Here is a 15,107-nt window from a genome sequence, read left to right on the forward strand (position 1 = left end):
TTAATATGACAGAAAGTCCTCATTGAAAAAAATCAAGCAGAATAAAATAAAGTTAGATTTTCGCTTGAAAATATCAAAAATTTTGATAATTATCCTCTTATAAGTGGTATATTTGTTATGATACGGTCAACTGCATCCTCATATATCTGTGCATACACGATTCAGGCAGAGAAAACAGGCAGCTTACAAAAGACTGAAAATTTGAACAATTACAAGAAAGGTGTGCTTTTGTTGAATCAACTGATTGAAAGACGTAAGGTCACAGCAAGAAAAGAAAAACCGGACTCCGCTTCATTGGGGTTTGGCAAGTACTTCACAGATTACATGTTTGTCATGGATTACGAAGAGGAGAGAGGGTGGCATGATCCGAGAATCACCCCTTATGAACCGGTCCATCTGGATCCTTCCGCATCGGTTTTCCATTACGGGCAGGCCGTATTTGAAGGGCTGAAGGCTTACAGGTCAGAAGACGGCCGGGTATTGATGTTCCGTCCTGACCAAAATATAAAACGGCTGAATAAATCGTTACGGCGGATGAGCATGCCGCCTCTTGACGAGAAGCTGGCGCTGGAGGCATTGATACAATTGGTGGAGCTGGAGCAGGAATGGATACCGATAGAAAAAGGAACCTCTTTATATATCCGTCCGTTTGTAATTGCGACTGAGCCTTCTTTAGGCGTCCGGCCGTCAAAGCGTTACAAGTTCATGGTTGTTCTGACGCCTGTCGGTTCGTACTACGGCGATCAGCTGAAACCGATCCGTATTTATGTGGAGGATGAGTATGTGCGTGCCGTCACCGGCGGAGTGGGCGACGTCAAAACGTCCGGAAATTATGCGGCCAGCTTACAGGCTCAGCGGAAAGCCGAAGAACTGGGGTATGATCAGGTGCTTTGGCTCGATGGGGTGGAAAAGAAATATGCCGAAGAGGTAGGGAGTATGAATATCTTTTTCATCATAAACGGAGAGGCCGTAACGCCGGCGTTAAACGGAAGCATTCTCGGGGGCATCACACGCGCATCTGTGATAGAGCTGTTAAAAAGCTGGGGCATCCGCGTCAGGGAAGAACAGGTCGCCATTGATGACATCTATGAGGCTGCGATGAGAGGCGAGGTGTCAGAGGTATTCGGTACGGGAACCGCGGCCGTCATCTCGCCGGTCGGCGCGCTGCACATTCACGGAGAAACGATTGAACTGAATAACGGTTTGATCGGTGAAGTGTCAGAAAGGCTCTATGAGACGATTGCCGGCATCCAAGTCGGGAAGGTGCGGGATTCGTTCAGATGGGTGGTTGAAGTATAAATGAAAAAAGAACCCTTGCGCTGCAGGGTTCTTTTTTTGGTTATTGGGATTTTACGGCTTGCACGCGGGCTCTGCTTTTCCGGTTTTTCAAGTAATAAGCGGTGTAGCAAACGGCCATAAATGCAATTCCGCAATAAAGGGCGATGGCCTGGTTCGGATCAAAAGCGATGCCGATACAGGAGGCGAGGCACAGGAGAAAGGCCGCTATCGGTACGGCCGGATATCCCGGCGTCCTGTATTTTAAGTCTGAAAGCTGGTGCCCTTCTGTAAGAAACCGTCTTCGGAACAAAAATTGCGATGCGGCGATGCTCATCCACACAGCCACTACCGCAAATCCTGAGACGGAGACGAGAACAAGATAGACTGTATCCGCTGCAAATACGCTTGACAACAACGACAGAATGCCGCCGATCATACTGAAGATCAGAGCGTTAAAAGGAATGCCTTTAGAGGTCAGCCTGGCAAAGGCGGGGTGAAGCTCCCCTTCTTTAGACAGGGACCACAGCATACGTGATGACGCGTACAGCCCTGAATTGGCCGCAGACAGAAGCGCCGTTAAAATGACGAAATTCATCAGATCGGCCGCATAAGGCACGCCGACTCTGTCAAATACCGTGACGAACGGGCTTTCAATCACACCGGCTTCCTTGATGGAGATCATCCCTGACAGCACAAAAATCGTTCCGATAAAGAAAAGCGCCAGCCGCCAGACTGTGGTCTTAATGGCGCGCGGAACGGTTTTTTCCGGATCGGCGCTTTCCCCTGCGGCGATTCCGATCAATTCCGTCCCTGAAAAAGCGAAGTTTACTGAAAGCATCGTCATCAGTATCGGGAAAAAGCCATTTGGAAAAAGGCTGCCGCCATCCGTAAAGTTCGACAGCATAGGTGCGGCCTCACCGCTTTTCATCGGGACGATGCCGAACATCGCCGCTCCGCCCAATAAAATAAACAGTAAGATGGCTAAGACTTTAATGCTTGAGAACCAAAACTCCGATTCAGCAAAAAATTTCACGGAGAAGGCGTTTAATAAAAAGATGAAAAGAGCGAATACCGCACTCCACATCCAAACTGAAGTATGCGGGAACCAACGCTGCATGAAAAGCCCGGCCGCCGTGAATTCAGAGCCCAGCGCCACCGCCCACGTCAGCCAGTACAGCCATGCGACCGTAAAGCCCGTCGCGGGCCCGATATAGGTTTTCGCATAGGTGTGGAATGCGCCCGTCACCGGCATGGCCACTGACAGTTCACCAAGGCAAAGCATGACAAGATAGACGATGCCCGCGCCCAAAAGGTAAGCGAAAATGGTGCCCGCCGGACCCGCCTGATGAATGGTATACCCAGAGCTTAAAAACAGCCCCGTTCCGATCACACCTCCAAGTGATAGCATAAAGAGGTGTCTGCTTTTCATACTTCTCTGAAAATTCGTCTCGTTCTTGTTGTTCATTGTTTTCCAACTTTCTGCGAGGGCCGTCCTAATAAAAAATCTCATGCCGGCGAACGGCACGAGATTCCGGCGAACCGGCTTTTTGAATAGAATATACAAACTATTCCGATTAGTCAAGTTGTTTTTAAGGTCTTGGCCCAATCGGCAATGGCCTGAATGTCCGCAGGTTTCGTCCGGCAGCAGCCGCCGATCAGGCTCACGCCGTTTTCGTACCAGCTTTGCGCGCTTTTTCCGAAATGGTTTTCGCACGCTGCGCCTTTCCAGGTTTTTGTCACTGGGTCATATTGTTCGCCGGAGTTCGGATAGGCGATAATCGGTTTGGACGTTGCCCGTTTGATTTCTTCTATCAGCGGCGGAATATGTTCAATCGGTGTGCAGTTGATGCCGATCGCTGCGATTTGGCTGCAGGAGTCAAGCAGGGCCGCACATTCGGAAATAGGCGTGCCTTCGCTGATATGCCGTCCGTCTTTGGCGCTGAAGCTCATCCATGCATAAGTGCCGGGGAATTCCTCCAGCAGCCTTGTGATCGCTTTTGCTTCTGACAGACACGGAATGGTCTCACAGGCCAAAAGATCGGCGCCGGATTCTATAAGGGCTTTCATCCGGGGGCGGTGAAAGCTGATCAGCTCATCCTCCGTCAGTCCGTAATGCCCGCGATATTCTGAGCCGTCAGCGAGGCTCGCGCCGTAAGGTCCGATAGAAGCGGCGACCAAAGGTTTGGGCCGGTGTAAACGGTTTTCTTCATGCGCCCAAAATTCATCGCGTGCTTGTGCGGCAAGTTCAACAGATGTCTGAATGAGACGTATCGCATCGGTTTCCGGGATGCCGCGCGCTGCAAATCCTTCAATTGTCGATTGATAACTGGCGGTGATCGCGCAATCAGCGCCGGCGGCAAAATATTCTGCATGCACCTGTTTGATCAGTTCTGGCCTCTCCAAAAGAATTTTGGCCGACCACAGATCGTCATGTAAATCACAGCCCATCCGCTCAAGCTCGGTTGCCATCGCGCCGTCTATGATCATAACCGGGTATTCATTTAATATTTGTGTAATGGGATTCATAGGCCTTCCTTTCTGACTTTACTGAAAATATATAAAAAGGGTAATGGATGCTATTCTCTTTGTCAATGAACCGGCAGAAAAAAGGTGTTCAGGACGCTGCCCGAACACCTTTTGTTTAGGAAATGTGTTTGCCTTTCGCACTTTTCGCGATGTCTGAATACTCCCAGCAGTCGATCCCGTCATCATCAGGGAGCACATCTCTGTAAAAGACGGGGTCCTTTCCGGCTTTCTTTTGCCGGGCATAATCGCTCAAAGCGGCAAACGCTTTTTTCGACAGAAGGAAAATCGCGATTAAGTTCACGACCACCATTAAGCCCATGAACAAGTCAGCCATATCCCACACAAGCTGGACTTTGGAAATACAGCCGAACAGTACCATTCCGAGCACGCAGATGCGGTAAATGAACAGCCATTTTTTGTTCTGGCTTAAAAATCCGATATTGGTTTCTCCGTAATAATAGTTGCCCATCAGAGCGCTGAAGCCGAACAAAAGCATTAAGACGGCAAGGAAACCTGACGCCCATGCGCCGACATGATCGCTCAAGGCGGCCTGAGAAAGCGCGATGCCGCTCAGTCCCGGCTGGTGATACGCGTCTGAAAATAAAATGATAAGCGCCGTGCTTGTACAAATGACGAGCGTATCCGTCAGGACGCCGAATGCCTGAATGAGCCCCTGTTTCACCGGGTGGCTCGTTGTAGCTGTCGCCGCCGCGTTCGGAGCGCTTCCCATACCCGCTTCATTTGAGAAAATCCCGCGTCTTACACCTTGCATCAAGGCCGCACCTAAAGCGCCGCCCGCTGCCTGATCAATGCCGAACGCATTTTTTACGATTAGCGACAGAACGCCGGGCAATTGGGTGATGTTCGTCAGAATGACAAAGAAAGCGACACCGATATATAAAACGGCCAAGACGACCACGATGTATTCCGCCATTTTCGCAATTCGTTTGACGCCGCCGAAGATTACGCCGCCGAAAACCACGATTAAAATAATGCCCAATGTAAGCCGGCTGGTGCCGAATGCGTTTTGAAAGGCGACGCTGATTGTATTGGATTGAACGGAATTAAAAACAACCCCGAATGACAGTGTGATTAATACGGCGAACAGCGCGCCCATCCAGCGTTTCTTCAGGCCCTTTTCCATGTAATAGGCCGGGCCCCCGCGGAATCCGTTTTGATCTTTTACTTTATAAATTTGGGCCAGCGTGCTTTCAACAAAGCTTGAAGCCGAACCGATGACTGCGATAATCCACATCCAGAAAATAGCGCCCGGACCGCCGAGTGAGATCGCAATGGCGATTCCGGTAATATTCCCGGTTCCGACACGCGCCGCCATACTGATGCAAAATGCCTGAAACGGGGAAATGCTGTTTTTTGTCCGGGCGGCCGCGCCTTCCTTCAAAACCCGGATCATTTCCTTCAGCATGCGGACTTGCAGACCCTTTGATCTGAACGTAAAAAACAGTCCCAGAGAAAGAAGCAGTACGATTAACAGTTTTGACCATAAAAAATCATTTGCCGAGCCGATTACATTTTCAAGGAATTCCTGCATCCAATCACCTCTTGGTTCGTTTGATTAAAAAATACTGAGCTCCCACTCCTGTGCGATATGTTTCAGCAGCATGCCGCCGGTCAGGCTGTTGCCGTATTCATCAATGGCCGGACCGTAAATGCCGATGCCGCAGCCGTTATGAAAAGGCTGTTCTCTTCTGGCGCTTGGAGGAACCAATGCCATAATGCCGCCGGATACCCCGCTTTTGGCCGGGACGCCGACGAAAGCCGCATATTTGCCTGACGCATTGTACATTCCGCACGTCAGCATCAGGGCTTTGGCGAGTTTTGCGACATCTTTCGGAATGACCTGTTCCCGTCGGATCGGATGGTAGCCGTCATGCGCAAGTATCAATCCGATTAAAGCGATGTCCTCGGTTGTACCCTCCATGGCGCACTGCTTTAAATACACTTCAAGCGTTTCTTCCACATCCGCCTCGAGAAAGTTCGTTTCTTTTAAATAGTAGGCGAGCGCTCGGTTCCGATGCGCGGTCTGCCATTCAGAACGGAAGACCTCCTCGTGAATGTGTGGGCGTTTTCCTATTAATTTTTCAAAAACGGAAAAGAGATATTCTAATTTATCATGCGCCGTTTCACCCGGAAGCAGCGAGGCGACGGTAATGGCGCCGGCATTGATCATCGGGTTGAAGGGCTTCCCGGGTTTATGGATTTCAAGCCGGATGATAGAATTAAACGCATCACCCGTCGGTTCCACGTCCACACGATCCAGCACGTAAGAAATGCCTCTGTTCATGCAGGCGGCAATAAAGCTGATGACTTTTGAGATGCTCTGCAATGTGAACGGGACATTCCATTCACCGGCATGAATCATTGAGCCATCCGGCTCTAATATGCAAATGCCCAGCTGAGAGTCGTTGATTTCTCCGAGGGCGGGTATATAATTTGCGCTTTTTCCATTGACGGAAAACGGTCGGTAATGCTCGACCCAATCTTGTAAAAGTGAAGCCAGTTCCTCTTTTTCAAGGCGCTCTCTGACCATATCTTTCATAACATTCCTCCTCTATTGCAAGCCTGTCCGAAGCGGAAACCGGTCTTGGAAAACGTTTTCAAAAATAGCGTGTTCCATGTTAATGTATAATGACATCTACAGAATCATACAAAATACGACAAAATCATTCTTAAAATAAGCCGATAGATTTATAAATCAGCCGGAGCGTCCCGCCATTCGGGTCTAAAGAAATTTGCGGACTGTGTCGGTCTTGTTCAAAATAGACAGAAGAAGGAAGTGATTATGATCAGGCTCGACTATTTACTGAAAAAAGACGGCTATCTTTTCGCCCTTATGCTGATCACCGTGCCGCTGGCGGGGGAACTGAAATTTTACCCCCTGAATGAGGTATATCGGATCAGCTTCGGCGCCCCGGCTTTTTTCTTTTTTCTGCTGCTGCTTCGGCATGTGCCGGCAGTATTGTCAGGGCTGTTGACAGGTGCAGCCGCTGTGGCATTCCGGATCGGCCTGGAGTGCTGGGGAGGAGAGCATGCCGGCTTTACGGAGGCTTTTTTCAGCCAATATCCCAGTTTCTTTTTTTACTTTACATATGCCTGCTTGTTTTATGTGCTGAAGGTCAGGCTTTTTTGGGATCGGCCGCTGATGATCGGGTTTCTCGGTTTTCTCATTGAAATTGCGTCCGATGCCGTTGAAATGACGGTTCAGTTTTCCGGCGGCCGGCAGATTATGATGCCGGACAAGCTGGCGGATATTGCGGTTATCGCTGTTTCTCACACATTTATTGTGCTGAGTTTTTTCAACGTGATGAAGCTGCACGAATCTCAGGTCAGGGAAAAACAAACGAGAAAGCAGCATGAGCACATGCTGATGATTGTGTCCAACTTATATGAAGAAACGATTCATTTGAAAAAAACGCTGAAAACGACGGAGCATGTGACGAAAGAATCCTATCAGCTATATCGGGAAATGAGCGGGAACGACCGGGAGCTCGGGAGCCGAATGCTGCGCCTTGCGGGAGAAATTCATGAAGTGAAAAAAGACAATCAGCGAATATTCGCCGGTTTGTCGAAGCTGATTTCCAATGAGAGATTCCGGGATTACATGAATGCCGCCGCTCTGGTCGGCATCGTCATCCGAATCAATGAAAAATACGCCGAATCTTTAGGCAAGGACATTCAATTCCGGAGCGTGATTGAAGGAGAGCATCCCGATTATCACGTCTTTACCGTCCTGTCGATCTTAAATAACCTGACCGCCAATGCCGTCGAAGCCATGGGTGACAGGGGTGAGATCCGCCTCGCGCTGCGCAGGACGGAAGGAGAAAAGGCTGAATTTCAGGCGGAAGATGACGGTCCCGGCATTCCGGAAAAAATCGGAGAGGTCGTTTATGATCCCGGGTTTACGTCCAAATACGATGAATTCGGCACACCTTCAACGGGCATCGGGCTTACTTACGTGAAGGAAATCGTAACTGAACTTGACGGAGACATTTCCTTTCATAACAAGCCAAAAGGCGTCATATTTACGATTAAACTGCCGGTGAAGCATTTGATTGCAGAAAGGATGAACTCATAATATGCGTTTTTTTATAGCTGATGATGACCGGGCGATCCGTTCCATTTTAAAACAGATGATCGAGGACGAGGACTTAGGAGAAGTCGTCGGTGAGGCAGAGGACGGAAGCCAGATTGAAGGGCATTATCTCCATTTTAAACAAGTCGATATTTTATTAATTGATCTGCTGATGCCGGGTCGGGACGGGATTGAGACGATCCGGCATCTTCAGGGATCGTACAACGGAAAAGCGGTGATGATATCGCAGGTGGAGGCAAAGGAAATGGTGGGAGAAGCTTATTCTCTCGGCATCGAATACTTTATCCACAAACCGATCAACAAAATCGAGATTGTCACCGTTTTGCGAAAAGTAAAAGAGCGGATTGAACTGGAAACCTCGATCGGCGACATCCAACACTCGTTAAGCCGTCTTATTCAGCGGAATGAGCCGAAAAAAAGCGGGCCGGGGGGGATGCGCGAGAAATCAATCAAAGAAACAGGAAAATTTCTTTTATCGGAATTAGGCATCGTGGGAGAAAGCGGGGCGCATGACCTCATGGCCGTCCTTCACTATTTATTTGAGGATGAACAGGCGGAAAGAAACATCCCGTCTTTAAAGCAGATGTTTACAAACGTCGCCATCCGGAAGCTGGGGCCTGCGGCGGCACAAGCCGAGGTTAACAGGGAAATCAAAGCCTCGGAACAGCGGATCAGAAGGGCCGTCATTCATTCGTTAAACCATTTCGCTTCATTGGGCACAACTGATTTTTCAAACCCCAAATTTGAATATTACGCCTCGAAATTCTTTGATTTCCCCGCTGTCAGCAAGAGAATGAAAGAAATGCAGGCTAAGGAAACCGTGCCGCTTTCTCCGGTTAAAGTGAATATGAAAAAATTCATTCACGTCTTCTTTTTGGAGGCGAAAGATTTACGCGAGGGATCAAAATTTGTCAGCGGAGGCAGCCGGTAAGCTGGCATTGGAAAAGATGGCAAACGTGGATAAATGACAGTTCGTACTGGCCTGATTTTTCCGCGCTGATCCATGGCTTGCACCCTCCGCATATTTTTGTAAACGAAAATCAGCATGTGACAGAATGGCAGGCCGCTTACCCTGTGGAAACGGCGAAGTTCGCGCTTCAGACGGGGCAAGAGGAGCATATGCAAATGGCGCGGGACATGCTCGGCCTGACCGATCCGAAAGGTTATTGACTTCCGCCGGATGACAGCGTATGAGACATTTTAAAATAAAAGAACGGATGAACAATGCTGAGGAAGAGTAAGTACGCATCAGCGCGCGGGGTTCAGAGAGTCGGTGGCCGCTGTGAACCGATCCCCGTCCGGTGCCGAATGGGCTTCTGAATTGCTGCGCTGAAATGACAGTAGGCGGTGCCGGGATTCTTTCCCCGTTATCAAGAAAGGAGTATTGAAACCGTGTGTTTCTGTACTTTTTGAGAGAATGGCTTATCAGCCGTTAATAAAGGTGGCACCGCGAAAACCTCGTCCTTTGATGGACGGGGTTTTTTTGTATTGTTAAGGAGGTGATGGCCATGGAAAATGACTGGAGACGGACAGACAATCAAAAAAGGAGGGATATTCATGGTGATCGCAACCGACGATCTTGAGCTCACGTGTCCGCATTGTGAAGGAACCGGCGAGGAGAAGGAAGGGACGCCCTGTCCGAAGTGCGGCGCGAAGGGCGTCATATTGACCGCTCAAGGAAACACGCTGCTGCATTTTATCAGAAAGCATATTGATCAGTGAAATCAAACGAAAAAGGCCGTTATCCGGCCTTCATGCTGTCGAGAAAATCTCGACAGCCTTTATTTTTCCCTTGTCATAAAATAAAAGAAAGACAGAAAAAATGGCTTTCTCATGTTCCACACAAGAAATTTTTCTCGAAACACAGCCGAATTCGTTCTGTTTGACCAACTCGTCGAAGAGGATCACCTTCTTCGAAAAATTGATAAATACATAGACTTCTCTTTCATCGGTGAAAAAGTCAAACCTTACTGCAGCGAAAATAAAGACCGCCCCTCACTTGATCCGCTGATCTTATTCAAAATGATGTTGAAGATTGCCACATACCCAGCCAAGCAAAGCTAGGCATGTGGGAGTGCTTTTTCTGCACCTGAAATCAAATGAATATGTAAAGAAACAGCACAAAACAAAAAAGCTTGCAGAAAAAACATCGTTTTCTCTACAAGCTGCTTTTTCATTCTTCAAAATAAGGATTCACGTGGATGAGCACTTCTTCAACATCTGAAAAGTGTCTTTGGATTTCATTTCGGATTTCGCGGGCAATATCGTGTCCCTGCTTAATCGTCAAATCATGATCCAAAGATAACCGGACATCAAGCAATTTATAGTGGCCGTGTTCTCTTGCTCGGATTTTATCGAGCCGTTTGACTTGAGGGCAATGCAAAATAACGGCTTTATATTCCTCTATCAGTTCGGGATCAACACTTTTTTCCATGAGAACGTCAACAGACGGCCTGATTAATTCCATTGAAATCTTAAAAATAAGGTACGCCACGATGACACTGGCAATTGCATCGGCGTACAACAGATAGGTCCATCCGCGTGTGTTCCCGATAATCGCCAATAGGACGCCGATAAAAGCGGCAAGAGAGGCAACGATATCGCCTTTATGATCGTATGCAATCGCTATAATCGCTTTACTGTTCCATTTTTCCCCTTGTTTGATCGAATAACGATATAAGATCTGCTTAGCCGCGTAGGATATCAGAGCCGCAAACAATGCGCTGTATTGCGGGATGCTTGGACCTTCAACAAAGGACGAAATCGCTTCTATCAGAATATACACGGAAACGAGCACTAATATGATTCCTACAATCGCTTCGCTGATGACCTCAGCTTTGCCATGCCCGAAAGGATGGTCTTGATCGGGCGGCTTATTAGAAATGCCGATGACGGCCAGGACAGCAATTGAAGCCACGACATCCGCTGCAGAATGTATACCGTCGGCAAAAACTGCTTCACTATCGCCTATCAGTCCAAAAAAGATCTTTCCTGCCATTAAGATCAGATTGGCTATCAATGCAATCAAAGCAACTTTTTTGCTTATTTGTTCTCTTTCACTTGTCATTTTTTCCTCCTATAAAACTGCACAAAAAAATAGAGGCGCTTTTGATTCGCTCTCCGTATCCTTTCTTGTGTAATCACTTTGCTTATCGTACCAATTCAGTTTCGAGTGGGTCTATAGCAAGGTTTTTTCCTGTTTACTAATAAATAAGGTGACAGAAAAAAAGTTGGAGCAGGGCTAAACAGTACACAGACAAAATGGGGCTGAATTAAAAAAAGAACTGTTGACATTTGAGTATTTATCTTTTATTATTATCTCGAATTCAAGATTTTTTAATTCAAGATAATTTAATTAGAGTGCAGGATAAGAACCTGCTGATCGTTTGAATCACGAAAAGATCAGTGAAGAGAACGTTTCGTTTTTTGATCATATGTTATTTGGTTTTTTATACTATAATATCTCGAATTCGAGATAAAGGGGGTACGAGGGAAATGGCTGAATTTGTACAGCTAGTGAATGAAAGAAGATCTGCAAGCAACTTTCTTCCAGAACATCCAATCACAAGAGATGAACTCAACGAAATGTTTGAATTAGTTGCGTTGGCTCCATCAGCTTTTAATTTGCAGCACACAAAATATGTGACGGTTCTTGACCCGGATGTAAAAGAAAAGCTGAAGCAGGCCGCAAACGGACAATATAAAGTGTTTAGCTCATCAGCTGTTCTTTTGGTTTTAGGGGATAAGCAGGCATATCAGCAAGCGGCTGACATCTATGAAGGATTGAAGATGCTGGGGGTATTAAATAAACAAGAGTATGATCACATGGTTCAAGACACCGTTTCGTTTTATGAAAACAGGGGAGAACCATTTAAGAGAGATGAGGCGATAAGAAATGCTTCACTTTCTGCGATGATGTTTATGCTGAGTGCTAAGGAAAAAGGCTGGGACACCTGTCCGATGATAGGGTTTGATGCTGAAGCCGTGAAACAGATTTTGAATATAGATGATCAATTTGAGGTCGTCATGATGATTACAATCGGGAAAGAAAAAATAGAAAGCAGAAGGCCGCGCGGCTACCGAAAGCCTGTGAATGAGTTTGTGGAGTATATTTAACTATTTGTAAAGGAGCGAATAAAAATGGCGAAAAAAACGATGGGCATCCATCATATTACGGCGATTGTCGGTCACCCTCAAGAGAATGCTGATTTCTACGCTGGAGTGCTGGGGCTGCGATTGGTCAAGCAAACGGTCAATTTTGATGATCCGGGTACGTATCACCTTTATTTTGGGGATGAAGGCGGGAAGCCGGGAACAATCATCACATTCTTTCCATGGGCGGGCGCCCGCCAAGGCATCATTGGAGACGGACAGGTTGGCGTGACATCTTACGCCGTGCCGAAGGGTGCCGTGGCGTTTTGGGAAAAGAGACTTGAAAAGTTCAACATTCCATACACAAAAATTGAGCGTTTTGGAGAACAGTATATAGAATTTGATGACCCGCACGGTCTGCACTTAGAAATCGTGGAAAGAGAAGAAGGAGAAGCCAATACGTGGACGTTCGGAGACGTAACCCCGGATGTTGCCATTAAAGGCTTTGGCGGTGCGACCCTGTTATCAGCACAGCCTGAAAAAACAGGTAAACTGCTGGAAAACATCATGGGACTTGAGCGAGTCGGTAAAGAAGGCGACTTCGTTCGTTATCGTTCTGCCGGTGATATCGGAAATGTGATTGATCTTAAATTAACGCCTATCGGCCGCGGGCAAATGGGTGTCGGCACGGTCCATCACATCGCTTGGCGGGCTCAGGATGACGAAGATCAATTAGATTGGCAAAGGTTCATTGCTGCGCACGGATATGGTGTGACTCCTGTTCAGGATAGAAACTATTTTAATGCGGTTTACTTCAGAGAACATGGGGAAATCTTATTTGAGATCGCAACTGATCCGCCTGGCTTTGCCCATGATGAGTCAGAAGAAACAATGGGCGGAAAACTGATGCTCCCTGAGCAGTATGAACCGCACCGGGCACAAATTGAACAAGGGCTGCTGCCGTTTGAAGTGAGAGAATTAGATTGATTGATAGATGAACGTGAAGCATGAAGAAAAATAACAAGACATACATTTAACAGATGTTTGCTGGAAGCGACTGTTGGTAAACAGCTGCCTTGCAGACATCATATAATATGAAAAATAAGGAGAGATAAAAATGGAAGATGCAGGACTATTACTTATTCGAATCATGATTGGTGTGGTGTTTCTGTTTTATGGATCACAAAAATTATTCGGCTGGTTTGGCGGATACGGAATTAAAGGAACCGGACAATGGTTCGAGTCAATTGGAGTTAAACCAGGTAATGCCGCGGCCGCTTTATCAGGTCTCGGGGAACTCGCAAGCGGAATTCTATTTATTTTAGGTGTTTTCCTCCCGCTCGGAGCTGCTATTATAACGATTATTATGTTAGGTGCCATCGTAAAAGTCCATGGAGCGAAAGGATTTGCCAACGGTGCCGGCGGTTTTGAATATAACTTGGTGCTGATTGCAGTCTCCATCGGAGTTGCACTCATCGGTTCAGGGGCGTACGCTTTGCATTTTTAATATAAGTATCTAAGAACAGTTACTGAAAAGCGGTAACTGTTCTTTTATTTTTCAAGCACAACGTTCAGGTGCTCTGAATAGCAAAAAAGCGGATATGTTCAATATAAATGTGTATAGTGAATGTACGAGTATTGATGAGCTTGGTCATAAAAGACGAGCCGATTTGGAGGAGGGTTTTGATGAAAGAGATGGCAGAATTACATTCATTAGATTCTATCGAGAATTTTATTAAACAGTATCAATTCAGTTTTATCTACATTTCAAGACCCGCCTGTACAGTATGTCACGCTGTTCTGCCGCAGCTCAGAAAAGTATTGGATCAGTTTCCGAATATCAAATTGGGGCATATCAATGCTGACGAGGTAGAAGAGGTGGCCGGCAGATTTTCAGTCTTCACTGTTCCCGTGCTTCTTTTGTTCATTGATGGGACTGAGTTTCTGAGAGAAGCCCGCTTTGTTCATTTTGAACAGCTCGAAGAAAGGCTGAAAAGGGTTTATCAGTTATATCAAGATGTATAAAGCGTTTATACTTTACAAATAAAAAGCCCCTTTTAAAGGGGCTTTTATCCGGCCTTTTTTAGGTTATTCGGACCGGGGTTCTAAAAAACGGGACCCGCCCAAGTCTTTTCTCATCAGATAGATATGGAAAAAATATTCTCCGACGGCGATGATGACGGCGGAAATAAGAGCGGCAAACGCCAGTCTTCCTCCGGAAATGCCCATGGACAGCGGCATTCCCATCAGCCAGACAACAAGAAACGCGATTCCGAAATCAGCGGACGCCGCCGTGATATTATTCCATCTCGGAAGCACGTACAGGTCGCCCGTAAAGTAGGAAACGGCTCCCAGCACAATGGTCATCAGCAGCACGTCGCCGAATGTAAAGCGAAAACCTAAGCCGAGTATCAGATACAGAATAATGATGGTCATAATGCCTTTAATGGCAAGCGCTTTAATGTGTTCCATGCGAATTCCTCCTTATGGAAATCATGTTAGTATGTTTCCTCATCCCGTGAAATATAAACCCTTTTTTCGTGAACATTTGTTTTCTGGCTTTTGACTGTCATCACTGGGCCGCTGCTGAATATGATGAAAGGAGAAAATACGGGAGGTGTCATGATGGCAGTCGTAAAAGCGTCGAGCGCCGATGTCGATCTAATGGCAAGGCTGCTCAGGGCGGAAGCGGAAGGCGAAGGGAAGCAGGGAATGCTTTTGGTCGGCAATGTGGGAATCAATCGGGTGCGGGCGAATTGTTCTGATTTTAAAGGCCTGCGCACCATCAGGCAGATGGTGTTTCAGCCGCACGCGTTTGAAGCGGTGACTCACGGATACTTTTACCAGAGACCGCGTGAATCCGAGCGGAGGCTTGCCCGCAGGAACATTAACGGAGAACGGTTTTGGCCGGCTAAATTCAGCCTGTGGTATTTTAAGCCTCCGGGCAACTGCCCGCAGACTTGGTATGGCCAGCCGTTTGTCGCCAGATTCAGATCCCACTGCTTCTATCAGCCGACAGGTGAGACGTGCGAAAACGTGTACAATACATTTTAATCCCGGGCGCACCGTTCTGAGAATGAACGGTGTTTTTTTAATT

The 15,107-nt window shown here is 47.2% G+C and carries 15 protein-coding genes, 2 pseudogenes and 1 other annotated feature; of the genes and pseudogenes, 11 read left to right on the forward strand and 6 right to left on the reverse strand.

The window, feature by feature from the left end; all coding sequences use genetic code 11:
* The first annotated feature begins 231 nt into the window (after positions 1–231).
* Entirely contained in the window at positions 232–1,299 is a 1,068-nt protein-coding gene (locus tag NYE28_RS01370) for a branched-chain amino acid aminotransferase (RefSeq protein WP_015416722.1), read from the forward strand.
* A gap of 40 nt (positions 1,300–1,339) precedes the next feature.
* Here the strand turns inward: NYE28_RS01370 and NYE28_RS01375 are convergent, their stop codons facing one another.
* The 4 genes from NYE28_RS01375 to NYE28_RS01390 all read right to left on the reverse strand — a co-directional run bounded on the left by NYE28_RS01375 (position 1,340) and on the right by NYE28_RS01390 (position 6,364).
* Positions 1,340–2,743, reverse strand: a complete 1,404-nt coding sequence (locus tag NYE28_RS01375) for an amino acid permease (protein WP_161620106.1) — start codon at positions 2,741–2,743, stop codon at positions 1,340–1,342.
* A gap of 113 nt (positions 2,744–2,856) precedes the next feature.
* Entirely contained in the window at positions 2,857–3,804 is a 948-nt protein-coding gene (mmuM, locus tag NYE28_RS01380; RefSeq protein ID WP_094031462.1) for a homocysteine S-methyltransferase, read from the reverse strand.
* 115 nt (positions 3,805–3,919) lie between these two features.
* A complete protein-coding gene (locus tag NYE28_RS01385) occupies positions 3,920–5,356 on the reverse strand; it encodes an alanine/glycine:cation symporter family protein (RefSeq protein WP_025284172.1) in 1,437 nt (478 codons plus the stop codon).
* A 24-nt stretch (positions 5,357–5,380) separates the two neighbouring features.
* On the reverse strand, positions 5,381–6,364 hold the full coding sequence (locus tag NYE28_RS01390) for a glutaminase (RefSeq protein WP_007409011.1): 984 nt from the start codon (positions 6,362–6,364) through the stop codon (positions 5,381–5,383).
* A gap of 243 nt (positions 6,365–6,607) precedes the next feature.
* Here NYE28_RS01390 and NYE28_RS01395 point away from each other — a divergent pair, with 243 nt between their 5' ends.
* The 5 genes and pseudogenes from NYE28_RS01395 to NYE28_RS01415 form a co-directional block, all read left to right on the forward strand.
* The gene (locus NYE28_RS01395; protein WP_332286560.1) at positions 6,608–7,900 is read left to right on the forward strand and encodes a sensor histidine kinase; all 1,293 of its coding nucleotides are present in this window, start codon (positions 6,608–6,610) and stop codon (positions 7,898–7,900) included.
* Position 7,901: 1 nt separating this feature from the next.
* Positions 7,902–8,849, forward strand: a complete 948-nt coding sequence (locus NYE28_RS01400) for a DNA-binding domain-containing protein (RefSeq protein ID WP_011996260.1) — start codon at positions 7,902–7,904, stop codon at positions 8,847–8,849.
* Between the two features lie 8 nt (positions 8,850–8,857).
* Positions 8,858–9,088 (forward strand): annotated as a pseudogene (locus NYE28_RS01405) (hypothetical protein); the annotation flags it as partial.
* Positions 9,089–9,136: 48 nt separating this feature from the next.
* Positions 9,137–9,387, forward strand: a binding site (T-box leader).
* Between the two features lie 88 nt (positions 9,388–9,475).
* On the forward strand, positions 9,476–9,640 hold the full coding sequence (locus NYE28_RS01410) for a tryptophan RNA-binding attenuator protein inhibitory protein (protein ID WP_007409016.1): 165 nt from the start codon (positions 9,476–9,478) through the stop codon (positions 9,638–9,640).
* 111 nt (positions 9,641–9,751) lie between these two features.
* A pseudogene (locus NYE28_RS01415) lies at positions 9,752–9,946 on the forward strand (IS5/IS1182 family transposase); the annotation flags it as partial.
* Positions 9,947–10,091: 145 nt separating this feature from the next.
* Here the strand turns inward: NYE28_RS01415 and NYE28_RS01420 are convergent.
* Positions 10,092–10,985, reverse strand: coding sequence for a cation diffusion facilitator family transporter (locus tag NYE28_RS01420; protein ID WP_094032892.1), 894 nt, complete (start codon positions 10,983–10,985; stop codon positions 10,092–10,094).
* Positions 10,986–11,413: 428 nt separating this feature from the next.
* Here NYE28_RS01420 and NYE28_RS01425 point away from each other — a divergent pair, with 428 nt between their 5' ends.
* From NYE28_RS01425 to NYE28_RS01440, 4 genes are all read left to right on the forward strand, one after another.
* Positions 11,414–12,034, forward strand: a complete 621-nt coding sequence (locus NYE28_RS01425) for a nitroreductase family protein (RefSeq protein ID WP_011996264.1) — start codon at positions 11,414–11,416, stop codon at positions 12,032–12,034.
* 24 nt (positions 12,035–12,058) lie between these two features.
* Positions 12,059–12,997 carry a ring-cleaving dioxygenase gene (locus NYE28_RS01430; protein ID WP_342490259.1) on the forward strand — a complete coding sequence of 313 codons (939 nt, stop codon included), beginning with the start codon at positions 12,059–12,061 and terminating at the stop codon, positions 12,995–12,997.
* Positions 12,998–13,127: 130 nt separating this feature from the next.
* On the forward strand, positions 13,128–13,517 hold the full coding sequence (locus NYE28_RS01435; RefSeq protein ID WP_007609195.1) for a DoxX family protein: 390 nt from the start codon (positions 13,128–13,130) through the stop codon (positions 13,515–13,517).
* 179 nt (positions 13,518–13,696) lie between these two features.
* Positions 13,697–14,035: a thioredoxin family protein gene (locus NYE28_RS01440; protein WP_342490260.1), complete on the forward strand. Its 339-nt coding sequence runs from the start codon at positions 13,697–13,699 to the stop codon at positions 14,033–14,035.
* Positions 14,036–14,098: 63 nt separating this feature from the next.
* Here the strand turns inward: NYE28_RS01440 and NYE28_RS01445 are convergent, their stop codons facing one another.
* Complete coding sequence (locus NYE28_RS01445; protein WP_003156684.1) at positions 14,099–14,482, reverse strand: DUF2512 family protein; 384 nt, start codon at positions 14,480–14,482, stop codon at positions 14,099–14,101.
* Between the two features lie 153 nt (positions 14,483–14,635).
* On the opposite strand from NYE28_RS01445, the gene NYE28_RS01450 reads away from it, so the two are divergent.
* Complete coding sequence (locus tag NYE28_RS01450; RefSeq protein WP_003156683.1) at positions 14,636–15,064, forward strand: cell wall hydrolase; 429 nt, start codon at positions 14,636–14,638, stop codon at positions 15,062–15,064.
* The last annotated feature ends 43 nt before the right edge of the window (positions 15,065–15,107 follow it).

The organism is Bacillus sp. FSL R5-0443 (assembly GCF_038608285.1).
GTDB lineage: Bacteria > Bacillota > Bacilli > Bacillales > Bacillaceae > Bacillus > Bacillus velezensis.

Bases quoted from the DNA above. Each gene is read 5' to 3' on its own strand.
- NYE28_RS01420 (WP_094032892.1), bottom strand. From the start codon at position 10,985: ATGACAAGTGAAAGAGAACAAATAAGCAAAAAAGTTGCTTTGATTGCA.
- NYE28_RS01410 (WP_007409016.1), top strand. From the start codon at position 9,476: ATGGTGATCGCAACCGACGATCTTGAGCTCACGTGTCCGCATTGTGAA.
- NYE28_RS01440 (WP_342490260.1), top strand. From the start codon at position 13,697: ATGAAAGAGATGGCAGAATTACATTCATTAGATTCTATCGAGAATTTT.
- NYE28_RS01425 (WP_011996264.1), top strand. From the start codon at position 11,414: ATGGCTGAATTTGTACAGCTAGTGAATGAAAGAAGATCTGCAAGCAAC.
- NYE28_RS01395 (WP_332286560.1), top strand. From the start codon at position 6,608: ATGATCAGGCTCGACTATTTACTGAAAAAAGACGGCTATCTTTTCGCC.
- NYE28_RS01450 (WP_003156683.1), top strand. From the start codon at position 14,636: ATGGCAGTCGTAAAAGCGTCGAGCGCCGATGTCGATCTAATGGCAAGG.
- NYE28_RS01435 (WP_007609195.1), top strand. From the start codon at position 13,128: ATGGAAGATGCAGGACTATTACTTATTCGAATCATGATTGGTGTGGTG.
- NYE28_RS01430 (WP_342490259.1), top strand. From the start codon at position 12,059: ATGGCGAAAAAAACGATGGGCATCCATCATATTACGGCGATTGTCGGT.
- NYE28_RS01385 (WP_025284172.1), bottom strand. From the start codon at position 5,356: ATGCAGGAATTCCTTGAAAATGTAATCGGCTCGGCAAATGATTTTTTA.
- NYE28_RS01375 (WP_161620106.1), bottom strand. From the start codon at position 2,743: ATGAACAACAAGAACGAGACGAATTTTCAGAGAAGTATGAAAAGCAGA.
- NYE28_RS01390 (WP_007409011.1), bottom strand. From the start codon at position 6,364: ATGAAAGATATGGTCAGAGAGCGCCTTGAAAAAGAGGAACTGGCTTCA.
- mmuM (WP_094031462.1), bottom strand. From the start codon at position 3,804: ATGAATCCCATTACACAAATATTAAATGAATACCCGGTTATGATCATA.
- NYE28_RS01400 (WP_011996260.1), top strand. From the start codon at position 7,902: ATGCGTTTTTTTATAGCTGATGATGACCGGGCGATCCGTTCCATTTTA.
- NYE28_RS01445 (WP_003156684.1), bottom strand. From the start codon at position 14,482: ATGGAACACATTAAAGCGCTTGCCATTAAAGGCATTATGACCATCATT.